This is a genomic window from Streptomyces sp. NPDC044106 (assembly GCF_056433985.1).
In genome coordinates this window covers 258,088-281,124 of sequence record NZ_JBWKFZ010000007.1, presented here as the reverse complement: position 1 = coordinate 281,124, position 23,037 = coordinate 258,088, and the positions used below count along the sequence as shown (strand labels likewise).

General features: G+C 71.5%; 22 protein-coding genes and 1 pseudogene. 16 read left to right on the top strand and 7 right to left on the bottom strand.

Going from position 1 to position 23,037, the window contains the following annotated elements; genetic code table 11:
• The first annotated feature begins 37 nt into the window (after positions 1-37).
• The gene (locus tag AC07DI_RS14830) at positions 38-823 is read left to right on the top strand and encodes a thioesterase family protein (protein ID WP_478904712.1); all 786 of its coding nucleotides are present in this window, start codon (positions 38-40) and stop codon (positions 821-823) included.
• Here AC07DI_RS14830 and AC07DI_RS14825 read toward each other — a convergent pair.
• Positions 820-1,344 (bottom strand): cupin domain-containing protein, encoded by a 525-nt coding sequence (locus AC07DI_RS14825; protein WP_478904711.1) that lies wholly within the window; start codon positions 1,342-1,344, stop codon positions 820-822. The two genes, AC07DI_RS14830 and AC07DI_RS14825, sit on opposite strands and share 4 nt — an antisense overlap.
• Before the next feature lie 80 nt (positions 1,345-1,424).
• Between AC07DI_RS14825 and AC07DI_RS14820 the strand changes: the two genes are divergently transcribed.
• From AC07DI_RS14820 to AC07DI_RS14790, 7 genes are all read left to right on the top strand, one after another.
• On the top strand, positions 1,425-2,276 hold the full coding sequence (locus tag AC07DI_RS14820) for a LysR family transcriptional regulator (protein WP_478904710.1): 852 nt from the start codon (positions 1,425-1,427) through the stop codon (positions 2,274-2,276).
• Between the two features lie 103 nt (positions 2,277-2,379).
• Positions 2,380-2,853, top strand: a complete 474-nt coding sequence (locus AC07DI_RS14815; protein ID WP_478904709.1) for a nucleotidyltransferase domain-containing protein — start codon at positions 2,380-2,382, stop codon at positions 2,851-2,853.
• Between the two features lie 192 nt (positions 2,854-3,045).
• Positions 3,046-4,008: an LLM class F420-dependent oxidoreductase gene (locus tag AC07DI_RS14810; protein ID WP_478904708.1), complete on the top strand. Its 963-nt coding sequence runs from the start codon at positions 3,046-3,048 to the stop codon at positions 4,006-4,008.
• Entirely contained in the window at positions 4,005-4,691 is a 687-nt protein-coding gene (locus AC07DI_RS14805) for an HAD family hydrolase (protein WP_478904707.1), read from the top strand. Before AC07DI_RS14810 ends, AC07DI_RS14805 begins: the two co-directional genes overlap by 4 nt.
• 129 nt (positions 4,692-4,820) lie before the next feature.
• Complete coding sequence (locus AC07DI_RS14800) at positions 4,821-5,663, top strand: EamA family transporter (protein ID WP_478904706.1); 843 nt, start codon at positions 4,821-4,823, stop codon at positions 5,661-5,663.
• Positions 5,664-5,745: 82 nt separating this feature from the next.
• Positions 5,746-6,669, top strand: a complete 924-nt coding sequence (ligD, locus tag AC07DI_RS14795) for a non-homologous end-joining DNA ligase (protein ID WP_478904705.1) — start codon at positions 5,746-5,748, stop codon at positions 6,667-6,669.
• Between the two features lie 10 nt (positions 6,670-6,679).
• Positions 6,680-7,216 carry a cysteine hydrolase family protein gene (locus tag AC07DI_RS14790; protein ID WP_384252010.1) on the top strand — a complete coding sequence of 179 codons (537 nt, stop codon included), beginning with the start codon at positions 6,680-6,682 and terminating at the stop codon, positions 7,214-7,216.
• A gap of 53 nt (positions 7,217-7,269) precedes the next feature.
• On the opposite strand, the gene ku is transcribed toward AC07DI_RS14790, so the two are convergent.
• Both ku and AC07DI_RS14780 read right to left on the bottom strand, forming a co-directional pair.
• Positions 7,270-8,400: a non-homologous end joining protein Ku gene (gene ku, locus AC07DI_RS14785; RefSeq protein WP_478904704.1), complete on the bottom strand. Its 1,131-nt coding sequence runs from the start codon at positions 8,398-8,400 to the stop codon at positions 7,270-7,272.
• A 117-nt stretch (positions 8,401-8,517) separates the two neighbouring features.
• On the bottom strand, positions 8,518-9,309 hold the full coding sequence (locus AC07DI_RS14780) for a VOC family protein (protein WP_478904703.1): 792 nt from the start codon (positions 9,307-9,309) through the stop codon (positions 8,518-8,520).
• Between the two features lie 562 nt (positions 9,310-9,871).
• On the opposite strand from AC07DI_RS14780, the gene AC07DI_RS14775 reads away from it, so the two are divergent.
• From AC07DI_RS14775 to AC07DI_RS14765, 3 genes are all read left to right on the top strand, one after another.
• Positions 9,872-11,056 (top strand): zinc-dependent alcohol dehydrogenase, encoded by a 1,185-nt coding sequence (locus AC07DI_RS14775; protein ID WP_478904702.1) that lies wholly within the window; start codon positions 9,872-9,874, stop codon positions 11,054-11,056.
• 74 nt (positions 11,057-11,130) lie between these two features.
• The gene (locus AC07DI_RS14770) at positions 11,131-12,108 is read left to right on the top strand and encodes an SDR family NAD(P)-dependent oxidoreductase (protein WP_478904701.1); all 978 of its coding nucleotides are present in this window, start codon (positions 11,131-11,133) and stop codon (positions 12,106-12,108) included.
• Between the two features lie 237 nt (positions 12,109-12,345).
• Positions 12,346-13,518, top strand: a complete 1,173-nt coding sequence (locus tag AC07DI_RS14765) for a hypothetical protein (RefSeq protein WP_478904700.1) — start codon at positions 12,346-12,348, stop codon at positions 13,516-13,518.
• A 147-nt stretch (positions 13,519-13,665) separates the two neighbouring features.
• On the opposite strand, the gene AC07DI_RS14760 is transcribed toward AC07DI_RS14765, so the two are convergent.
• On the bottom strand, positions 13,666-13,854 hold the full coding sequence (locus tag AC07DI_RS14760; RefSeq protein ID WP_384252024.1) for an antitoxin: 189 nt from the start codon (positions 13,852-13,854) through the stop codon (positions 13,666-13,668).
• Positions 13,855-14,116: 262 nt separating this feature from the next.
• Here AC07DI_RS14760 and AC07DI_RS14755 point away from each other — a divergent pair, with 262 nt between their 5' ends.
• Positions 14,117-14,911: an SAM-dependent methyltransferase gene (locus AC07DI_RS14755; protein WP_478904699.1), complete on the top strand. Its 795-nt coding sequence runs from the start codon at positions 14,117-14,119 to the stop codon at positions 14,909-14,911.
• A gap of 41 nt (positions 14,912-14,952) precedes the next feature.
• On the opposite strand, the gene AC07DI_RS14750 is transcribed toward AC07DI_RS14755, so the two are convergent.
• A complete protein-coding gene (locus tag AC07DI_RS14750; RefSeq protein ID WP_384252029.1) occupies positions 14,953-16,014 on the bottom strand; it encodes a YihY/virulence factor BrkB family protein in 1,062 nt (353 codons plus the stop codon).
• A gap of 125 nt (positions 16,015-16,139) precedes the next feature.
• Between AC07DI_RS14750 and AC07DI_RS14745 the strand changes: the two genes are divergently transcribed.
• The 4 genes and pseudogenes from AC07DI_RS14745 to AC07DI_RS14730 all read left to right on the top strand — a co-directional run.
• Positions 16,140-16,916, top strand: coding sequence for a phosphotransferase (locus AC07DI_RS14745; protein ID WP_478904698.1), 777 nt, complete (start codon positions 16,140-16,142; stop codon positions 16,914-16,916).
• Between the two features lie 162 nt (positions 16,917-17,078).
• Positions 17,079-18,815: an FAD-binding oxidoreductase gene (locus AC07DI_RS14740; protein ID WP_478904697.1), complete on the top strand. Its 1,737-nt coding sequence runs from the start codon at positions 17,079-17,081 to the stop codon at positions 18,813-18,815.
• 191 nt (positions 18,816-19,006) lie between these two features.
• A complete protein-coding gene (locus tag AC07DI_RS14735; protein ID WP_478904696.1) occupies positions 19,007-19,567 on the top strand; it encodes a DUF2243 domain-containing protein in 561 nt (186 codons plus the stop codon).
• Positions 19,567-20,343 (top strand): annotated as a pseudogene (locus AC07DI_RS14730) (cytochrome c oxidase assembly protein); the annotation flags it as partial. The gene AC07DI_RS14735 and the pseudogene AC07DI_RS14730, both read left to right, overlap by 1 nt.
• An 18-nt stretch (positions 20,344-20,361) precedes the next feature.
• On the opposite strand, the gene AC07DI_RS14725 reads toward AC07DI_RS14730, so the two are convergent.
• Positions 20,362-22,077 (bottom strand): ABC transporter ATP-binding protein, encoded by a 1,716-nt coding sequence (locus AC07DI_RS14725; protein WP_478904695.1) that lies wholly within the window; start codon positions 22,075-22,077, stop codon positions 20,362-20,364.
• On the bottom strand, positions 22,074-22,790 hold the full coding sequence (locus AC07DI_RS14720; RefSeq protein WP_478904694.1) for an ABC transporter ATP-binding protein: 717 nt from the start codon (positions 22,788-22,790) through the stop codon (positions 22,074-22,076). Before AC07DI_RS14720 ends, AC07DI_RS14725 begins: the two co-directional genes overlap by 4 nt.
• Positions 22,791-23,037: the final 247 nt, after the last annotated feature.

Below are 23,037 nucleotides of genomic sequence, written 5' to 3'. Positions count from 1 at the left end.
GCGGCCCGAAGCGCCGATCCGCGGAGGTACGCACCCCTTGAACACCGGCAGCTACTTCGAGCCCATCGACACCCACCGCTACAAGCCCACCGCGCACGCGAGCGGCGCATGGAGCACCGACGAACAGCACTTCAGCCCGCTCGGCGGCCTCCTCGTCCACGCCATGGAGCGGCATATCGCCGCGCGGCCGGAAACCGGCCTCCTCATGTCCAGGATCAGCTTCGACATCCTCGGCCGGCTCGCCCTCGACGAGTGCGAGATCCGGGTGGAGACCGTACGGCCCGGCCGCACCATCGAACTGATCGAGGCCGTCGCCCTCATCGCCGGCCGCGCCGTCGTACGGGCCCGGGCCTGGCTCCTCGCCTCCGGCGACACCACGGCCGTCGCCGGAGGCGGCCCCGACCGGCTCCCCGCACCCGGGACGCTCGCCCCCTGGGCCATGGGTTCCGTCTGGCCCGGTGGCTACGTCGCCTCCGTCGACGTCCGGCCGACGGCGCCCCCGCGACCGGGCCGCGCCACGGCGTGGCTCTCCACCCCTCTCGACCTGGTCGCCGGGGAGAGCGCGGGCCCAGTCGCGTCCTTTGTCGCGCTCGTCGACACCGCCAACGGCATCGCCGCCCGCGAGTCGCCCACCGCCTGGATCTTCCCCAACGTCGACCTCACCATCCACCTCCACCGTCAGCCCGAGGGCCGCTGGACGGGCCTGGACACCACGGTCACCTTCGGCCCCACGGGCCAGGGCATCACCAGCACGGTCCTGCACGACATCAACGGCCCGGTCGGGTACGCCCAGCAGATCCTCACGGTCCGTCCGGTCGGCTAGGGCCTGTCTTTCGGATCTGTCCGGGGCCGCGCGAACTCGGTGGCCGGCTCGGTGGCGTAGTGGCTCATCGTCCGGATGACGGCCTGCGGGGCCAGGGGCCGGCGACCGGCCAACGCGTCCCGCATGTCCCGGAAGTACTGCACGTACAGATCCGGTGTGAACGTGCTGAGCATGACGGCCGGCTGGTCCGTCACGTTGGCGAACGTGTGCGGGGCGCCGGCCGGAACCATCACGAGTGTGCCGGGCGCGGCGTCGTGGTCCGCCTCCCCGACCGTGAACCGCACGGTGCCCGCGACGACGTAGAAGCCCTCGTCGTGCTGGGCGTGGCGGTGCTGGGGCGGGCCTGGCGTGTGCGGCGCGAGGACGGACTCGGCCATGCCGAGGCGGTGCCCGGTGTTGCTGCCGTCCTCGAGGATGCGCATGCGGGTGGTGCCGAGGACGATGGTCTCGCCCTGGCCGGGCCGCACCACGGACACGGCGGGGTGGGCAGGTGTCTTGCCAGTCATGCTCTCGTCGGTCATGACCCCATCCCACCGCCGAGGGCCTGGAGGCGTCCAAGACCCGTTCCGGAACCTCGATACCGCATGGGTATCGTTGCGGCATGGAGTTGCGCGCACTGCACTACTTCGTGGCAGTCGCCGAGGAACTCCACTTCGGGCGGGCCGCGACCCGGCTGCACATGAGCCAGCCGCCGCTGAGCCGGGCGATCAAACAGCTGGAGACGGAACTCGGCGCCGCGCTGTTCGACCGCTCCTCCGCCGGTGTCGCGCTCACCCCCGTGGGCGCGGTCCTCCTCGACGAGGCGCGCGCCTTGCTCGACCGTGCCGACCGGGCACGCGAACGCGTCGCCACGGCGGCCGGCGCCGCGAGCATCACCGTCGGCATCCTGAGCGGCGGCACCGACTCCGACGCGGCCCGGCTGGCCGACGCGTACCGCCGGCAGCACCCGCGAGTCGAAGTCCGCGTCCGCGAGACCGACCTGACCGACCCCACCTGCGGCCTGCACGCCGGAGCCGTCGACGTCGCCCTGACCCGCGGACCGTTCGACGGCACCGGACTGACCGTACGCGAGCTGCGCGCCGACCCGGTGGGAGCGCTGCTGCGCGCCGACGACCCGCTGGCCCACCGCTCCGCCCTGGCCCTGACCGACCTGGCCGACCGCCGGTGGTTCGTGTTCCCCAAAGGCACGGACCCCGCCTGGCAGACGTACTGGAACGGCGGACGCCCCCGCAAGGGACCGGTGGTGAGAGCCGTCCAGGAATGCCGCCAGGCCGTCCTCTGGAACGGCACGGTAGGCATCACCCTCCTGGCCGACGAACCACCCGAAGGCCTCACGGTGGTACCCCTGCTCGACATGGAACCGAGCCGCGCGGTGGTGGCGTGGACGCGAAGAACCCCGAACCCGTTGATCCGGTCATTCGTCCGGACGGCGATCGCTGTTCATCGGGGTTGAGAGCGCCGGCCCCGTACGAGGGGGTGCCGGCCAGAACCGTGGCGGGAGGGGCATCTTGCCTCGCCCAACATCACACGGAATGGAGCTGGCACGATCAGGGGCCATGAAGGATCAAGACGGCCCCGCCGCTCCGGAGCGAGAAGACCTCGCCGCGCAAGCTCTTCGCCTCGTCAACACCCGCTACCCCCAGGCGCTCGGCGCCCTGCTGGGAGGGTCCGCCGCTCACGGGCGTGCCGCACCGACGAGTGATCTCGACATCGCCGTCCTGCTGCCGGACCCGGACCTGGTCGACGCCCCGCCGGACAACCGGTACGAACAGCTGGCCCTCGCCGACTTCACGCTGCGCGAGGCGGCCCACCTCCTCACGGCCCATCACCGGGCCTGGACCGGCATCGGCAAATGGCTCCCCCGCAGGCTCCTGAGCGCGGACCCGGTACGTGGCCGGGCCCTGCTGGACGGTCACCTGGCTGTGGCAGAGCATGCCGACCCCGCGCCGCTGGCAGCCGCCGCCGAGCAGGTGCTCGACCTGTTCGGCGGGCCGCTGCGGGAGGGCTACGCGCAGCGCCGGCACGCCTGAGCCGCGGGGAGCAGTCCCGGCGGCCTCGGCCGCATGGTGCCCACGAGGCAGAACCCCCCCGTGTGTCTCGCCCCCCACTGGGTACCCGCTGCGTCGACTCGCCGGTTCACCCATCGGGTCCGTCCAGTGTGTGGCGCGCCGTGGACTGCGTGAACCTGTGAGAGGGACTCATACGAAGGAGCGCCACGCGCCATGACCGTCTACGGATACTTCCTGTCGTGCGAGGAGTTCGCGCCCGCTGAGCTCCTCTCGCAGGCCAGGGCGGCCGAGGAGGCCGGATTCGAGGTGCTCGCCATCTCGGACCACTACCACCCATGGAACGACGAACAGGGGCAGAGCTCCTTCGTGTGGTCGATGATCGGGGCGCTGTCCCAGGTCTGCTCGCTGCCGGTGACGACGCTGGTCACCTGCCCCACGGTCCGTATGCACCCCGCGGTCAACGCGCAGGCGGCGGCCACGTCCGCCGTGCTGACGGAGGGCCGGTTCCGGTTCGGGGTGGGGACCGGGGAGGCGCTCAACGAGCATGTCGTCGGCGAGCGGTGGCCCGACGCCGAACAGCGGATGGACATGCTGGAAGAGGCCGTCCAGGTCATCCGGCAGCTCTTCACGGGCGAGCAGGTCACCCACCGGGGACGCCACTACAATGTGGAGAACGCCCGCCTCTACACCCGACCGGAGCAGCCGCCGCCCATCTATGTCTCCGGGTTCGGCCCACGGGCGGCCGCGCTGGCGGGACGTATCGGGGACGGCTTCGTCACGATGACGCCCGACGCCGACCTCGTGGGGCGGTTCCGGTCGGCGGGCGGCGGCCGCAAGCCGGTCGTCGGCGGGCTGAAGGTCTGCTGGGGCCCCGACCGCGACCGGTCGGTGAAGACGGCGCACCGCCTCTGGCCGACCGACTACCTGCCGGGCGAGCTGGGCCAGCTCCTGCCGACACCGAAACACTTCGAGCAGGCCGCCGAGCTGGTCACCGAGGACATGATCCGCTCGGCGGTCACCTGCGGCGACGACGTGGAGGAGCATGTGAGCGCGGTGCGAGCCTTCGTGGAGGCGGACTTCGACGAGGTGTACGTGGCCCAGATGGGGCCCGATCAGCAGGGCTTCTTCGACTTCTACGGGGCCAGTGTCCTGCCGCGGCTCCGGAGCGGCTCATGAGCGGGGGACGCGCCGGGCGCGCGGCGCTGTTCGACGTCGACGGAACCCTCGTGGACACCAACCACCTGCATGTGACGACCTGGTGGGAGGCCTTCCGCCAGGCAGGCCACCGCGTGTCCACGCACGCCATCCACCGGTCGATCGGCCTCGGCTCCGACGACCTCATCGAGCACCTGCTCGGCGAGGACCGCGACAAGGACCAGGACGGGCAGATCAGCTCGGCCCACAAGGCGCTGTACGGCGCCTACTCCGACCGGCTGGCGCCCCTCGACGGCGCGCACGACCTCCTGCACGCCCTCGCGGACCGGGGCTGGCGCAACGTCCTCGCCACGTCCGCCGGGGGCCGCGAGCTCGAAGCCCTGCGCCGGGCCATCGACGCGGACGACGTGATCGCGGGGACGGCGAGCGCGGACGACGTGGCCGCGGGCAAACCGGCCCCGGACCCGGTGCACCAGGCGCTCGATCTGGCCGGAGCGAGCGCCGACAGCGCGGTCTTCATCGGCGACACGGTGTGGGACATGCGGGCCGCGGTACGGGCCGGCGTGCGTCCCGTGGCCCTGCTGTCGGGCGGCATCCCGCGGGCGGATCTGGAGGAGGCCGGCGCGGTGGCGGTCTACCGGGACCCCGCGGATCTGCTCGCGCGGCTCGACGACAGCGTCTTCGGCCAGTTGGAACGCGGCTGATCCGAGGAGCCGAAGAGTCTCAAGGGGTCTGAAGGCAGGAGTTACGTCGAGGAGGGGGGCCGTCATGCCGACCGAGCGGGTCGTGCCGGGCATATCGATCATCACCGTCGCCGGGGGCCGCGCGCACTGATGGGAGCTCTTCTCGCACTCGCGTCGGCCGCCTGCTACGGCGTCGTGGACTTCGCGGGCGGCCTGCTGTCCCGCCGCGTCCACTTCGCCGTCGTCACCTTCGTCGGCCAGGTGGGCGGACTGCTTCTCGCACTCGTCGCCGCCCTGGTGATGTCCGCGGACGCCGTACGCCCGGTGGACCTGCTCTGGGGCGCGCTGTCCGGTGCCGGAAGCGCGACGGCCATGCTCTTCCTCAACCGTGGCATGAGCCGCGGAGCGATGAGTGTGGTGGTGCCGGTGAGCGCCGTCACCGGGGTGGCGTTGTCCGTCCTGTGCGGCGTGTGCTTCCTCGGGGACCGGCCCACCGCCCTGGCCTGGCTGGGCATCTGCGTCACCGTGCCCGCCCTGTGGCTCGTCGCCGGGGGAGGCCCGCACCGTGGAAGCCTGCGTGCCGGAGGGCCGGCGCCCGTCGACGGCCTGCTCGCGAGCATGGGCGTGGCCGTGCAGTACATCGGGCTCGCCCAGGCCGATGCCGTCAGCGGCCTCTGGCCGGTGGCCGCGGGCCGGCTGGCTGCCGTTCTCGTCCTGATCCCGAGTGCGTGGCGGCACGCGCCCCGGTTCCGGGAGCCGTGGCCGCGCCAGGTCCAGGCCGCCGGGATCGGGGCGGGAGCCGCACTGGGCCTCATCCTCTACCTCCTGGCGGCCCAGCAGCAGATGCTGGCCATCGCCGTCGTCCTGGCCTCGCTGTACCCGGCCATCCCCACGCTGCTCGGCCTCGCGGTGCTCCACGAGAAGGTCACGAAACCCCAGGCGGCCGGTCTGCTCGGCGCGGGCGCCGCCATCGTCCTGCTGACCCTGGGATGAGTGTCCGCCCCCTCGGCCCGGAGTGCGGTGGCCCCGCCACCGAGGAGATCATGAACACCATCGGTACGAAGGAGGCGGTGACATGAGCCCCACTCCCACCCTTGAGCTGCGGGTCGGCCGGCGCACGGTCGAAGTGAAGCGGCCCGAGAAGACGCTCTTCCCCGAGGACGGCATCACCAAGGCCGATCTCGTGGAGCACTACCGCCGCGTCGCCCCGCGCATGCTCCCCGAACTGCGCGGCAGGCCCCTGATGCTCGAACGGATGCCGGACGGAATCGACGGCGACCGCTTCTACCAGAAGGAGGTCTCCGACTACTTCCCCGACTGGATCCATCGCGCCGCGGTGCCCAAGGAGAACGGCGAGGTCACCCATGTGCTGTGCGAGGACACGGCGACCCTGGCCTACCTCGCGGGCCAGGCGTGCATCACTCCGCACCGCTGGCTGAGCCGCGCCGACCGGCCGCGCCACCCCGACCGCCTGGTGTTCGACCTGGACCCGTCCGCCGACGGATTCGAGCCCGTACGCCGCGCGGCCCACCGCCTTCGCGCTCTCCTTGAGGAGCTGGAGCTGCCCTCGGGCCTGATGACTTCGGGCTCCCGCGGCCTGCACGTCGTCGTACCGCTGAACCGGCGCGACGAGGTCGACGACGTACTCGCGTTCGCCCGCGCCACCGCGGACGCCCTCGCCGCGCGGTACCCGAAGGAGCTGACGACCGAGGCGCGCAAGGACGCCCACAAGGGGCGGCTGTACCTTGACGTCGCGCGGAACGGGTACGCCCAGACCGCGGTCGCGCCCTTCGCCGTCAGGTCGTTGCCGGGCGCCCCCGTCGCCGTACCGCTCGGCTGGCACGAGCTGGCCGAACCGGAACTGAGCGCCCGCCGCTGGACCGTCACCGACCTCGGCGACAGGCTGGAGCAGGATCCCTGGGCGGAGCCGGCGCGCCGAGGCCGTGGGGTGGCCCCGGCGGCCCGGCGGCTGCGGCGCCTCGTGGACGAAACGGGGTGAGCACAGAAGCATGAGCAAGCGGGTAGTCATCGTCATCGACATGATCAACACGTACGAGCACCGGGACGCGGACGTACTCCTGTCCGGGGTCCGCAAGGCCCTGCCCGCCATGGTCCGGCTACTGGAGCGGGCGCGCGCCGCGGGGGTGCCCGTCATCTACGCCAACGACAACTTCGGCGAATGGCGCTCGCACCACGGCGAACTCGTCGAGACCGCCCTCGCCGGGCCGCACGCCGACGTGATCGAACCGATCAGGCCCGACGAGGACTCCCTCTTCGTGATCAAGGCCCGGCACTCGATCTTCTTCGAGACACCCCTGACGTACCTCCTCTCCCAGCTGGGTGTGGAGGAGGTGATCCTCTGCGGCCAGGTCACCGAGCAGTGCGTGCTCTACTCGGCGCTCGACGCCCACATCAGGCATCTGGACGTGGTCGTCGCCGAGGACGCTGTCGCGGCCATCGACCCGGACCTGGCGGACGCGGCGCTGCGCATGATGCGGCGCAACATGGCCGCGGAGGTCACGGCCGTGGAACGCATCGAGCTGTGAGGACGGTCGGTCCTTCCGCGGCGACCACCGGGCCGAGGACATGACACAGTTTCTCAGGACGTCGCCTTGTGCCTGCGCGCGTCGCGCAGGGCATCGACGAGTTCCTCACGGTTCATGGAGGAGCGGCCGGGGATCTCGGCGTCGGTGGCCCGTTCGTAGAGCTCGGCCTTGGTGAGGGAGTCGAGCGAGCGGCCTTTCGCGGTGCCTTTCCGCGCCTTGGACGCGGCGGACTTCCTCGCCCGGGGCTCCGCCGGTTTACGGCTCCCGGCCCTCGCGGACCGGCGTTCGGCGGCGTCGCGGATGTGGGTCGGCGGCCGGACGCCGTCGGAGCCGGACTTCGCCTCGCCGCTACTTGAGGGCTGCTTCGCGGACTCCTTCGCGGACGTCTTGGCGGGCTTGTCCGCGGGCCTCTTCGCCCGGTCGACGCTGGCCCGCAGCGCGTCCATGAGGTCGACGACGTTCGTGGACTCGGCGGGCGGTTCCGCCTTCTCGACGCTCTCACCGGTGCGTTTGGCCTCGATGAGAGCGGCCACCTGCTCCTGGTAGGTGTCGTGGAAGTCCTCGGGCTTCCACTCGATACGCAGGGTGTCCACGAGCTGCCGCGCCATCTTCAGCTCACGGTCGGTGACCTCGGTCTTCTCCGGCAGGCTGTCGATCTCGTCGCGCGGGTCACGGATCTCGTCGGCCCAGTGGAGTGTGTGCAGTGTCAGAAGACCGTCCTCGGCCTTCACCGCGACCAAGTACTGGCGGTTGCGCATCACGAACATGGCGATGCCGACGCGGCCCGCCTCGGCGAGCGCCTTCTCCAGCAAGGCGTAGATCTTGGCGTACTCCTTGCCCTTCGGGCCGAGGTAGTACGTCTTGTCGAAGAAGACCGGCTCGACGTCCTCCAGATCGACGAAGCCGGTGATCTCCAGCGCCTTGGAGCGGCCGGGAGCGATGTCCTCCAGCTCGCCGGGCTCGACCACCACGTACTCGTCACCGGCGTCGTAGGCCTTGACGATCTCGTCGAGAGGCACTTCCTCGCCCGTGCGCTCATTCACCCGTTTGTTGCGAACCCGATCGGACGTACCTCGCTGGAGCTGGTGGAAGCGGACGGTGTGGCTGTCCGTGGCGGTGTACATCTGGACGGGCAGGGACACGAGGCCGAAGGTCACGGTTCCGCTCCACACCGGACGCGCCATGGCGGCGTCACCCCTTCCTCTCTCCTGCCACGTTCCTGTCTCCTGCCATGGCACCCCGGGGCGCGGGCAGGCGCATCCGGAGGAAGGGGCGGAGGCGGGTTCGCCCCACCGCGGCTGCTACCGCGCGTTCACCACGAAACGCGCACCGTCCGGATCCCTCAGGACCGCCTCCGCCGACCCCTCGTCGCGGAGCAGGACGCTGCCCCCGTGGGTGCGCGCGGCCCGGACGCAGGCCTCCACGTCGTCGACGGTGAAGTGGATCTGCCAGCGGGGCCGGATCGCGGGGTCGGGCGCCGAGTCCACCGCGCCCGAATGGATGCGGGCCACCACGTCTCCCTGGCTGCGCAGGACGACCTCTTCGTCCTCGTAGTCGACGTCGCAGGCGCCGGGCTCCGCGGACGCCCAGCCGAGCACCTCGCCGTAGAAGATGGCCGCGTCGAAGGCGTTGCGGGTGTGCAGCTCGGCGAAGGTCGGCGCCGCGCCGCGCCACTTCTCCCAGCCGACCACCAGGTCACCCTCCCAGATGCCGAAGACGGCCCCGTCGCGGTCGGCGAGCAGAGCCGCGCGGCCGGGCGGGAACGAGATCGGCCCCACGGCGGTGGTCCCGCCGCGCTCCTGGCTGCGGGCGACCGTCTCGTCGGCGTTCGACACGGCGAAGTAGGGCGTCCACGCGACCGCCATCTGCCCCAGGCTGTCCATGGCGGAGACACCCGCCACCGGCACGCCGTTCACACTCGCGAACCGGTACTGGTCGCCCAGTTTGCCGCCGCGCCACTCCCATCCCAGTACCGCCTGGTAGAAGCGCTCCGCCGTCCCCAGATCGCGTGCGGTCAGGCTGACCCAGCAGGGTGCGCCGTAGACCTGGTCGCTGACCGCTACCTCGCTGGTGAGTGCTCTGTGGCTGTTCATCTGCGTACCGTCCTGAGGTGTCCGTGCCGTGCCGGCGTCATGAACGCCCGAAAATCAATGGTCGTCGCTGTTCAGAGGGGCGGCGAAGGGGGAGTGGGCGCGGGTGTCGGGTCCGGCACGGGGTCCGGCCCCGGGGTCGGCACGGGACCCGGTCCAGGGTGGGGGCCCGGGGCGGGGCCGCCGGGGCGGGGGCCGGGGTCCGGCTGCGGGGTGGGCCGGGTGTCGGGGTCGGGCGGTACGGGCACGCTCATGGCGCTCTTCCTCTCAGCGACGTCACCCGGGCAGGACGCGTTCCGCGACAGAAGCGCCGGGGTCTTCTCATCGTCTCCGTGAACGCTCCCACTCGCGAACGCGCACGGCGGATCCGCAGGAACCAGGAGGCCGGATCCGTGTCGACCTGGAATCCATATCAGCCAGGAATCCAGATGGGTGAGTCCATTGCGGACCATTTTAGGGGTTTTTGACGCTTATGTTTCGGGTAGTCGACGCCTGCGGAGGCATGACGGCGCGCTCACGGGAGACACGTAACCAGCCGAGCGCAACTGCGACTGGAGGAGACCCGATGCGCGCACTCACCTGGCACGGCAAGAGGGACGTCCGTGTCGAGGACGTCCCCGACCCCGAGCTCAAGGACGCGACCGACGTCATCGTGCGGGTGACATCCACCGGGGTCTGCGGTTCCGACCTGCACCTGTACGAGGTCCTCGGGCCCTACCTCGACCCCGGCGACATCCTGGGCCACGAACCGATGGGCATCGTCGAGGAGGTCGGCAGGGACGTCACCGAGCTCTCGGTCGGCGACCGCGTGGTGGTGCCGTTCAACGTCTCCTGCGGCAGCTGCTTCATGTGCGACAGGGGTCTGCACTCCCAGTGCGAGACCACCCAGGTCAAGGAGCGCGGCTCGGGCGCCGCGCTCTTCGGGTACACCAAGCTCTACGGCCAGGTGCCCGGCGGACAGGCGGAACTCCTGCGGGTGCCGTTCGGCAACACCCTGCCCATCAAGGTGCCCTCGGGGCCCCCGGACGACCGGTTCGTCTTCCTCTCCGACGTGCTCCCCACCGCCTGGCAGGCCGTCGAGTACGCCGACATCCCGGCGGGCGGCACGGTGACCGTCCTCGGGCTCGGCCCGATCGGCGCCATGGCCGCGCGCATCGCGCTCCACCGGGGCGCGAGCCTCGTGGTCGGGGTCGACCTGGTGCCCGAACGGCTGAGCCGCGCGCACGCGGACGGCGTCAAATGCCTCGACCTGCGCCGCTACGGCAAGGACCTCGGTGACACCATCCGCGATCTCACCGACGGACGCGGCACGGACGCCGTCATCGACGCCGTCGGCATGGAGGCGCACGGCGCGCCCTTGGCCAAGGCGGCCCAGTGGGGCGTGGGCCTCCTGCCCGACGCCCTGGCGGAGAAGCTCATGGACCGCGCAGGCATCGACCGGCTCAACGCGCTCTACACGGCCATCGACATCGTGCGGCGCGGCGGCACGGTCTCCATCTCCGGTGTCTACGGCGGCGCGGTCGACCCCATGCCGCTGCTGACCATGTTCGACAAGCAGATCCAGCTGCGCATGGGGCAGGCGAACGTGCGGCACTGGGTGGACGACATCCTGCCGCTCCTCACCGACGACGACCCGCTCGGCGTCGACAGCTTCGCCACGCACCACATGCCGCTGGAGGACGGGCCCAAGGTCTACCAGATGTTCCAGGACAAGGAAGACGGCATGATCAAGACGCTGCTCAAGCCCTGAGCACGCAGAGGGGCAGCAGCGGGAGCGGAGAGGGCAGCAGGGGGAGTGGACAGGGAAGGGACGTCAGGACGCTCATGTCGCACTTCACGGAGTCGTTGTCGGGAACGACGGCGCTCGTCACCGGCGGCTCCCGCGGCCTCGGCCTGCTCATGGCCGACCGCCTCGCCGCACGCGGCGCCACGGTGGTCGTCGCCGCACGGGACGCCGACGAACTCGCCGCAGCCCAGCGGAAGTTGCGCCACCGGCACCCCGGCGCAGCCGTCCACACCGCCGTCTGCGACGTGCGCGACCAGGAGTCCGTCCACCAGATGTTCCGCACGGCCCACGACGCCTGCGGCGGCCCCGACATCGTCATCGCAAACGCCGGGATCATCCAGGTGGCACCGGTGGAGGCCATCGGTGCCACCGAGTTCAGGGACGCCATGGACACCTTGTTCATGGGCGCTGTGCACACCTCGCTCGAAGCGCTCCCGTACCTCAGGGAGAGCGGGCGGGGCGGCCGCCTGGGGCTGATCTCGTCGGTCGGCGGCCTGCTGGGCGTGCCGCACATGCTCCCCTACGCGAGCGCCAAGGCGGCGACCGGCATCCTGGCCGAGGGGCTGAACGCGGAAGCGGGCCCCAGCGGCGTGAGCGTCACCGCGGTCTACCCCGGCCTGATGCGCACCGGATCACATCTGCACGCGCAGTTCGGCGGGGACCGCAGCGGCGAGTACGGCTGGTTCTCGGCGCTGGCCGGTGCCCCCGTCGTATCGATGAACGCGCAGCGCGCCGCCGAACGCATCGTCAAGGCGGTCGTCCGGCGCCGCACCCGCCTGGTCCTGACGCCCGCGGCCCGCGCCGCCGACCTGGCCCACGGCCTGGCGCCGGCCACGACGACGCGGCTCAACGGCGTTCTGGCGCGGCTGCTGCCGGGGGCGCCCGGGGGCCGAAGGGCCATGCGGCGCGGCGCGGACGTCGATCCACCCGACGGCGCTGTGAGCAGCACGTTCCAGGCGTGGGGCAGCGCCATGAACGAGAGGGCGGCCGATGCCTACAACGCGCGGCGGAAGTAAGCCGGTCCGAGGTCCCGGGGCGGTCCGGCGAGCGGGCCGTGACGTGAAGGTTCTCACGCCGGGCCGTGACGTGAAGGTTCTCACGGAGGCCGTGGGACAAGGCCGTGACGGAGCCGGGGCCGGGCCGTGATCAAGGTCGTGGTGAGGGGCGTGGTGAAGCCAATGAGGCCTTAGCCCTTCCATTGAGAGGTCGACGGGCCATACTGGTCGGGCCCTGATCACTCACAGAACGACTCCATGACCAAGAACAGCACCCCATCGGCCACTGTCCCCGACACCGCGTGGCTCGCGCGCGGCAGACATCTCGGGCCGGAGCCCGAGCAGGACGTCCGGCGTAACCTGATCGCCCTCAAGGCGGCCGGGGTGCTCGACGACTTCCTGGACCTCGACCCCGTCGAGGCGGCGCGCTCCACCGTCCTGTACCCGCGGGACGAGAGCGCCGACCCGGGCCCGTCGGCCCGCCGCGTCTTCGAGGCGCGCTGGCGCGTGGCCGATGACGTCACCGTACGCGCACAGCTGACCACGTACGACCCCGAGGCCCGCCGCAAGGAGGGCGAGGGAGTCACCTGGATCCTGGCCGCCGAGGCGGCACTGACGTGGGACGCGCACTGGCCCTCGCCCGCCACCATGTTCTGGCCGGACAGCGACCGCATCGCCTGGGACCACGACACGGTCCCGGGCCTGCGTCTGCGGTCGACGAACCACCTGCCCAAGGACGACGACGAGCTGCGCCACCGGCTGCGGGACGCCGCACGGCAGAGCTGGTTCATCCACGTCGTGGTGCATGAGGCGATGACGCCGGACGCGAAGGGACAGCAGCCGGTCTCGGTGTTCCTTCCGCCGAGCCTGCGGCACCTGGTGGTCGAGCACCGCGGCACGCCGGAGCAGGCGCAGATCGTCGACTTCGCGGTCAAGCGAGAGCTGGGCGTACGGGTGCCGCGCGGCGGAGGCGTCGTCCTGCCCTCCGATCCGAAGGACTCGGACTACGACGCGGAGCGCTTCACGGTGCGCAGTGTCTTTCTCGACGGTTCGGAGCCGACCGAACTCCTGGACAGGATCAAGGAGTTCGCCGCGCGTCCGCGACCGCTGGAGGGCGAGGCGGAGCGGGCCCTGACGCGGCTGCGCCAGGGCTGGCACCTGCTCACCCCCGAAGAGGAGCTGGCCCACGCCCAGGCCATGGTCACCAAGTACGCGGAGGCGCTGGAGGCGATGACCAACTCCTGCGACCTGTACCGGGAGGCGGCCGAGGCGGCGCAGGCGGCCCTGGCGGAGGCGACGGGTGGCGACGGGGCGGTGTCCGGGCCGCTCAAGCCGGGTGTGCTCAAGCCGGGGGCGGCCAAGCCGGACGGTTCGCTGCTGAGCGCCCTCACGAAACCGTTCGGGCGCTTCCGGGACCCGCACCACAAGTAGGCGTACGCAGGGTGAGGCGCCCCGCACGTGGAGGCGGGCCCCGCACGTGGAGACGGGCTTGTCCACGTGCGGGGCCGCGCCCGGTGCCGGGGTGGACCGGGATTCGGGTCCTTCCGGGTCCACGAGGTCCGGTTCCGGGCGCGCGGCCTAGGCGTGCGGCGGCTGGTCCTGATCCCGGCCGAACTGGTTCTTCAGCTTGTCCTGGGCGGTGTCGACCTGGCCGCTGTACTTGCCCTGGGTCCTGTCGTCGACGAAGTCACCCGCCTTGTCGACTCCCTTACCGGCCTGGGACTCGTGGCCCTTGAGCATCTGCTTGAGCTTGTCCATGACTGACATGGAGTGCCTGCCTCTCTGCATTGCCGCCCCCACGTCCAGGCTTGCGCAGTGCGCCCCGGTTCGCATCCGGTGGCTCGTCACCACGACATCGCACTCGAACATGTGATCGAGCGTCGTGGTGGGTGGTCCCGTGCCCTGCGCACCGCGTGTGACCAGGGCGTCTGCTCCCGTAACTGCGTGCCTGGAGCGCGCAGTTGATGTGGGAAGCTGTCGACTGCCGCCCGCGGACAGGGGCGGGAGTGGTGGTCGAGAGGAGCGCGGCGTGCGACAGGACGGTTTTCCCACCGGGACGATAGACACCAGCAGGCCGCACCCCGCGCGGATCTACGACTACCTGCTCGGCGGCAAGGACAACTACGAGGTGGACCAGAACGCCGCCGACGAGCTCGCCGCCGTGGCGCCCGAGGTACGGATCGGGGTGCAGGCCAACCGGGCCTTCCTGCAGCGCGCAGTCCGTTTCGCCGTCCGCGGCGGCGTGCGCCAGATCCTCGACATCGGCACCGGGCTGCCGACCTCGCCCAATGTGCACGAAACCGCCCAGGAGATCGCCCCGGACGTACGCGTCGCGTACGTCGACAACGACCCGATCGTGAAGTCGCACGCCGACGCGCTGCTCAGCCGCTCCGGCGCGACCAGCATCGTCCTCGGTGACCTGCGCGATCCGCGTGCCGTGGTGGAGCACCCCGACGTCCGCCGCATCATCGACTTCGACGAGCCGGTCGCCCTGCTCCTCGTCGCCGTCCTGCACTTCCTCACCGAGGCGGAGCGGCCCGGCGAGGTCGTCGCCACGCTGCGGGACGCGCTGCCGGCCGGCAGCTTCCTGGTCCTCTCGCACGCCACGGGTGACTTCGCCGACCGCAGCGGGGCCCAGGCCGTCTACCGCAACGCCACCGCGTCACTGAACCTGCGCACCCGCGCGGAGGTCGAGCGGCTCTTCGACGGCTTCGAACTCGTCGAACCGGGCCTCGCCCAGGTCCCGTTCTGGCGCCCGGACGCGCCGCCGCCGGAGCGGTCGGCCGAGATCGGCTTCTATGGAGGCGTGGCGCGCAAGCCCTGAGAGCCCGTCCTCGCGCCACTGCGCTCCGCCGCGCCGGTCGCTCACGGGTCGAGGCGGCGCCGGTCCTCCTCGTCCCACGCGCGGGTGTCGCGGGGCTCCACGTACGGCTCCTGATCGGGCGGGAGACCGCCTGCGACGGCGCGCTGACGGGCCATTTCCGCGTCGAATTCGAGGCCGAGCAGGATCGCGAGGTTCGTGATCCAGAGCCACACCAGGAACACGATGACACCGGCGAAGGTGCCGTACGTCTTGTTGTACGAGGCGAAGTTGGCCACGTACAGCGCGAACCCGGCGGAGGAGATCATCCAGATCACCAGCGCGAGGAAGCTGCCCGGTGTGATCCAGCGGAACCCGCGGACCTTGGCGTTCGGCGTCGCCCAGTACAGGAGGGCGATCATGATCGTGACGAGGACGAGCAGCACGGGCCACTTCGCGATCGACCACACCGTCAGCGCCGTGCCACCGACCCCGAGCAGGCTGCCGGCCTCCTCGGCCAGACCACCGGTGAACACGACGATCAGCGCGCTCACCACCGCGAGCACCATCAGCACCACGGTGACGCCGAGCCGGAGCGGCAGCACCTTCCACACGGGCCGGCCTTCCGGCATGTCGTAGACGGCGTTGGCGCTCCGGATGAAGGCGGCGACGTAACCCGACGCCGACCACACCGCCACCAGCAGACCCACGATCGCCATGACCGAGCCGGTCCCGGCATTGCCCTGCAACTGCTTCACGGCGCTGCTGAGAACGTCCCGCACGGCGCCCGGCGCGAGGTCCTGGATGCTGTCCAGCACCTCCTGGGACGCCGACCTTCCGACGATCCCGAGCAGTGAGACCAGGGTGAGCAGCGCCGGGAAGAGCGACAGGATCCCGTAGTACGTCAGTGTCGCCGCCCTGTCGGACAGCTCGTCGTCCTTGAACTCTTTGACGGTGCCCTTCAGCACCGCCATCCAGGAGCGTTTGGGCAACTCGGTCGGCGTGTCCGGCGCCTGCCGCTCCACCTGCTCATCGAGCCCGGCGCTCGCCCCCGGCCTGTCGGCCCCGTCATGACCGACCGGGGCGGGCTCGCCGTGCTTTCCTTGCCGTTTCGGTGTCCAGACCATTCCCCACGAGTATCCGGACGAGCGCCGTCCATCCCTGGGAATCGGGGTGAGGATCCTCCTCGGGCATGCCCCGGTCGCCGCGAAATGCGGCTGCGTCCGCGACCGGGGCACGCTAGAACCGACTCATGGATGATGCGGAGCGGCGCCTGCCCGGCGGCAGGACGGGGGGAGCGGTGCGGCGCGGGGGCGCGGTTCATCGGCCTGTGCGGCCGTGGACGCCCGCGGTGCATGCGGTGCTGCGTCATCTGGAGGCGGTCGGGGTGGAGGGGGCGCCCCGGGTCCTGGGGATGGACGAGCAAGGGCGCGAGGTGCTGACCCATCTCGACGGCGAGACGGCGGGGGAGGAGCTGCCGTGGCCCGGTTGGGTGTACTCCGACAACGCGCTGGCGGACGTCGGCCGCTGGGCGCGGAGGCTGCACGACGCGACCCGGTCCTTCGTCCCCGCGCCGGACGCCCGCTGGCTCGCCGGGCAGACGTGGCGGCCCGGCCTGGTCATCGGCCACCACGACGCCGCCCCGTGGAACGCTGTCTGGCGCGACGGTCGCCTCGCGGGCTTCTTCGACTGGGACACGGCAGGCCCCTCGACCCGCGAGTTCGATCTGGCCTTCATGGCGTTGACCTGGGTCCCCCTGCACGCGCGCGAGTTCGCGGAGCGCACCGGCTTCACCGCGTTCGAGGACCGCTCCCGGCGGCTGCACCTGCTGCTCGATGCCTACGCGTACGACGGCGACCGCGCGGCGTTCGCGTCCGTGGTGGCCGAGCGCGCCCGGACCAACGCCGACGTCATCCGCCGGATGGCCGCCGACGGCGATCCGGTCTACGCGGCACTGGAGCCGGTCGCGGCCGAGCTTGATCTGGCCGCCCGCGAAGTCGACCTGCTGCCCGCCTCCTTCTGGCGATAGTTGCACATGTTGCAACCAACCATAGTTTGAGCGGCAGTTCGGACAGTTTTCTCATTGGAGCTATTGCGTCGCCCCTGTCCCGCTGGGCTAGTGTCGTGATCGATCATCGTTCAATGCGTTTTCAACTTCCTTTGCGTGCAGACCCGTTGGAGGCATGTGCCCATGCGAAAGACAAACAAGGCCATCGAGGCAATCGAGGCAAGTGGGGACAGAGGCTTCGGGCGAAGATCCCTCCTCACCGGCGCCGCCGCCGTCGCCGGGGGAGCGGCCCTCAGCACCGCACTGCCCGCGACCGCCGAGGCCGCCCCGCACCCCGGCGCCGCCGCCGCGACCACCGCCGCCACCGGCTCGCAGACCACCGTCGGCACGGCCGACTACATCACCGTCGCCCCGGGCGACTCACGCTTCCCCGACCTGGTGCGCGGCATCAACCAGCGCTGGGTCGCGAAGCCCGACTACGTCCGCCTGGTCACGACCACCTCCCAGGCCGTACGGGCCGTGCAGGAGGCCGTCTCCGCGGGCAAGCGGCTCACCGTGCGCAGCGGCGGCCACTGCTACGAGGACTTCGTCTTCAACAAGGACGTCCAGGTCGTCATCGACATGTCCGGGATGACCCAGGTCTACTACGACAGCGGCAGGAACGCCTTCGCGGTCGAGGGCGGGGCCTCCAACCTCCAGGTCTACGAGACGCTCTACAAGCTGTACGGCGTCACGCTCCCCGCCGGATCCTGCGCCTCCGTCGGCGTCGGCGGCCACATATCGGGTGGTGGCTACGGTCTGCTCTCCCGCCTCCAGGGCCTGACCGTCGACCACCTCTACGGCGTCGAGGTCGTCACGGTCGACAAGAACGGCACCGCCAAGGCGGTCGTCGCCACCCGCGACTCCGACTCCGCCGCCCTGAAGGACCTGTGGTGGGCGCACACCGGCGGCGGTGGCGGCAACTTCGGCCTGATCACCCGCTACTGGCTGCGCTCGCCCGGCGCGACCGGCACCGACCCGTCCAAGCTGCTGCCCAAGCCGCCGTCCGAGGTGTTCGTGCACGCCACGGCCTTCCCCTGGAAGGACATGACCGAGGCGTCCTTCACCCGGCTCCTGCAGAACTGGGGCGCCTGGCACGAGAAGAACAGCGCGCCGGACTCCAAGTACAACTCGCTGTTCGGACTGCTGAAGCTGAACCACATCTCCAACGGCTCCATCGTCCTGCTGACCCAGATGGACGCCACCGTCCCCGGCGCCCAGGGCCTCCTCGACGACTACCTGGCCGCGGTCACCGAGGGCGTCGGCGTCACGCGCCGGGCCATGACGCAGCGGGCGGGCGAGCACGCGGCCATGCCGCAGTTCGCGGCCCCGCGCACGCTCCCCTGGTACATCGCCACCGACTACCTCAGCGGCGGCAACCCGACGCTGTACGGTAAGTACAAGTCGGCGTACGCACGCAAGGGCTTCACCGCCGTGCAGATCAAGGCCATGTACAAGCACCTGTCCCGGACCGACTACAACAACCCCGACGCCCTGGTCCAGGTCGACTCGTACGGCGGCCGCATCAACGCGGTGAAGCCCGGCGACACCGCCGTGCCGCAGCGCGACTCGGTGCTCAAGCTCCAGTACCAGACGTACTGGACCGACCCGGCCACCGAGGCCAGGCACCTGGAGTGGATCCGCGACTTCTACCGGGACGTGTACGCCGAGACCGGCGGCGTCCCCGTACCGAACGAGACCAACGACGGCTGCTACGTCAACTACCCCGACAAGGACCTCGGCGACACCGCCTGGAACACCTCGTCGACGGCCTGGAACAGCCTCTACTACAAGGACAACTACGCCCGCCTCCAGAAGGCGAAGGCGGCCTGGGACCCGAAGGACATCTTCCGGCACGCGCAGTCCATCCGCCTGCCGTAACCCCCGTCGTACGCCTGTAGGCGCCCTGCGGCCGCCGTCCCACCTCCGTGAGGGCGCGGTGGTCGCGGGGCGTCGGCCACCCCTGCCATTACGGGCCGATAACCCGCGGCCGTGTGAGGTTCGCGACCGGCCGGGGAACACGTGCTGTTCCGGGGCCCGCGGGCCCGAAGCACGCTGCGGACGGAGACAACATGGCCCCTACCACCGGCGCGGACCGGGCGGGCGCAGCGGCCAGGAGCATCCAGCTGCCGGGCATCATCCTCGGGGTGGGACTCGGCGGCTTCGTCGACGGCATCCTCCTGCACCAGCTCCTGCAGTGGCACCACATGCTCACCAGCACCAACCACGACCGCATCGGTGTGAAGTACTACAACCCCCACACGGTCTCCGGCCTGGAGATGAACACCGTCTGGGACGGCGTCTTCCACACCGTCTGCTGGCTCGCCGTACTCCTGGGCCTGGCCATCCTGTACTCCCGCGTCACCCGCGACCGGCGCCGCGTGTGGACCTCCCGGGTGCTGTGGGGGTGGGTGCTCGCCGGATGGGGCGTGTTCAACCTCGTCGAAGGCCTCCTCGACCACCAGATCCTCGGCATCCACCACGTCCACGGCGGACCCCACCAGGCCTGGTGGGACACCGGCTTCCTCGTGCTCGGCGCCCTCCTCCTCGCCGGCGGCCACCTGATCCAGCGCGGCGGCAAGCTGTTCGACCCCGATGCCCCGGCCGACGGCCGTGAGGCCCGGAGCCACTGATGGACCACGGCCCGCACATGGAAGGCCACACCGCCCCCGGCAACCCGCTGGAGACGCTGTGGCCCGCCGTCGCGCTGCTGACCGTCGCCGCGGCCCACCTGCTCCTCGTCCACCGGGCCCACCGCCGCAACCCCGCCCAGGGCTGGTCCCGGTGGCGGTCGCTGAGCTTCCTGACCGGTCTCGCCCTGCTGGCCGTGGCCCTGCTGCCGCCGCTCGCGCCGTTCGCGCACGACGATTTCCGCGGCCACATGACCCAGCACATGCTCATCGGCATGTACGCGCCGCTCGCCCTCGTCCTCGGCGCGCCCGTCACCCTGCTCCTGCGCACCCTGCCCGCCCGGCGCGGCCGGCAGCTGACCGCGCTCCTGCGCAGCGGGCCCGCCCGGGTGCTCGCCCGCCCGGCCGTCGCGCTGCTGCTGTCCACGGGAAGTCTCGCGCTCCTCTACTTCACACCCCTGTACAACGCGACCATGAGCCACCCGGCGGGGCACTGGCTGCTGCACGCCCACTTCGTGCTCTCCGGGTGCCTGTTCGCCCACGTCATCGCGGGCCCCGACCCGGCGCCCACCCGACCCGGGGTGCGGGCCCGCCTGATCTGCCTCGGCGTCGCCATCGCCGGGCACGCGGTGATCTCCCAGCTGATGTACGGCGGCTTCTGGACGGACATCCATGCCCCCGTGGACCAGGTGCGGGGCGGCGCGGAGATCATGTACTACGGCGGAGACATCGCCGAACTACTCCTCGCCGCCGCCCTGGTGGCCACCTGGCGCCCCGCCCCCCCGGCGAACGGGGCCTCACTCGCGTGCGGCCGGCGCGAGCGCGAGGTTCCAGAAGTCGGCGTAGCGGCCGTTCCGGCGCAGCAGCTCGTCGTGGCTTCCGTCCTCCACGATCCGGCCGCCGTCGAGGAAGACGACGCGATCGGCCCGCCGGACGGTGCGCATCCGGTGCGCGACCATCACCACCGTCCGGCCCGCCATCAGACGCTCGATCCCCTCGTGCACGGCCGCCTCGTTGACCGGGTCCAGTGCGGAGGTCACCTCGTCGAGCAGGACGACGGGAGCGTTCTTCAGGAGTGCCCGGGCGATCGACACCCGCTGACGTTCGCCGCCCGAGAGGCGCGCGCCGCCCTCGCCGACGTTGGTCGCCCAGCCCTCGGGCAGTCGCTCGATCACCTCGTCGAGCCTCGCCGCGGCGGCTGCCGCCCGTACCTCGGCCTCGTCGGCGGCGGGGCGGCCGAGCCGTACGTTCTCCTCGATCGTGCCGTCGAAGAGGTAGACGTCCTGGAAGACGAAGGCGATCTGCGCCATCAGCACCTCCGTGTCGATCGCGCGCACGTCCACCCCTCCCATGCGTACCGCGCCCGCGTCCACGTCGTAGAACCGTGCGAGAAGTTGCAGCAGGGTGCTCTTGCCCGCACCCGACGGGCCCACCACGGCGAGCCGCTGCCCCTGGGGCACGGACAGCGACGCGTCGTCGATCACCGTGCGCTCCCCGTGCCGGAAGGTCACGGACTCGAACTCCAGGCCGTGGTGGCGGGGCCGGACAGGATCGGCGGGTTCGGGCAGGGGAGCGGTGCGCAGTACCGCGTCGAGGCGGGCCAGCACCGAGCGGGCGCCGCGGAGTTGACCGCCGAGCTCCGCCAGCGACAACAGCGGGTCGGCGCAGCGCGCGGCCAGTACCAGGACCGTCAGGAGTTCCGCCGCGCCGATGTCGCCGCCGAGGGCGAGGTAGGTGCCGAGAACGAGCAGTCCCGTGAACACCGCCTGCACCACGAGCGCGAGGCCCACGACGCCGGGCAGCGCCGAGAGCGTGGCACGGCGCGACGCGCGTTCGACACCGCGCAACGCGTCGTCGAGCGCCCGGAAGCGTTCGGCCCCGCGCCCGCCGGCCCGCAGCACCGGCTGGACCTGGAGGAACTCGATGACGCGGCCGGTGGCCTCGTCGTCGCGTGCGGAGCGCTCCGCGTCGCCCGCGGCCGTCGAGCGCGCCGTCCACCGCTGGATCACCACCACCAGCGGTACGGCCGCCAGCGCGGCAAGGCCCAGCTGCCAGCTGACGGTGAGCATCACGACGACGATCGTCGCGGGGGTCACGGCCGCGGAGATCAACGGCACCAGCAGATGGGCGATCACGGCCATGGCGTCCAGGACGCCGCGACCGGCCAGGACGGACACCTCCCCGACACGGCCCGCGCCGTACCAGCCGATGGGCAGCCGGGCCAGGTGGTCCCCGAGACGGTCGTACATGCCGCGCAGCAGCGCGGTCCCGACGCGGAACCCCGAGAGGTCGCCGAGGTACCGCAGCACGGCGTACGCCGCCGTCGCGGCCCCGAACGCGGTCAGCCAGGGCCAGGCGTCCTCGGGGGTGCTCCCGAACAGGGCGCGCAGTACGGGGACCAGCAGGGCGTAGGAGAGGCCCTCGGCCACGGCGGCCGTCGTCATCAGCACCAGGGCGCGACGCAACGGCCGGGCGTACTCGCGCCCCAGCACACGCAGCAGCAGCGGAATCATCGGGGCTCGTCTCCTTGCGGTAGGGGTGCGTCGTGCTGGTCCCGGGGCGTCTCGGCGGTCGCCGACGGCGGCTGGGGAGGCCGCCAGAACGTGGCGAATTCCCCTCCCTTCGCCAGGAGTTCACTGGGCCGACCGCGCTCGACGACCCTTCCGTCGTCCAGCATCACCACCATGTCGGCGTCCGCGACGGTCTCCGGGCGATGGGCGATGACCACGACCGTCCGCTGGCCCGCCGACGTCGCCAGGGCCCGGCGCACCGCTTGCTCGGTCTTCGGGTCGGCGAAGGCGGTCGCCTCGTCGAGCACGAGAACGGGCGTGTCGGCGAGCAGCGCGCGGGCGAGGGCGATCCGTTGCGCCTCGCCGCCCGACAGTCCGGCGTCCTCGCCGATCACCGTCTCGTAGCCGCGCGGGAGTTCGAGGATCCGGTCGTGGATGTCGGCCAGCCGGGCGGCCCGCGTCACGGCGTCGGGGCCGGCGTGCGGGACCGCCAGCGCGATGTTCTCCGCCACGGAGGCGCGCAGCAGGCGTACGTCCTGGAAGACGAAGGAGATGGTGCGGTAGAGGTCACGGCCGCTCAGCTCGCGCAGGTCCACACCGCCGAGGAGGATCGAGCCGTGGGTGGGGTCGAAGAATCGCGGCAGCAGCTGGACCAGCGTCGACTTGCCACTGCCGGAGGGCCCGGTGATCGCCGTGAGCGTGCCGGGTTCCAGCACGAGGTCGATGCCGCGCAGCACCTCGCGACCGGCCTCGTAGCCGAACCGGACGTCTCGCAGTTCCACCCGGTGGCCCTGGGGGGGCGAGGGGATGCTCGGGCTCCGGCAGCGGCCGTACGGTGAGGACGTCGCGGATGCGGCCGACCGCGCGCCTCGCGGCCTGCAGGTCGTCGAAACCGTGGCCGAGTGCCTCCACCGGCGCGGTCAGGCCGAGTCCAAGGAGCAGGAAGGGGAGCAGGTCGGCCGG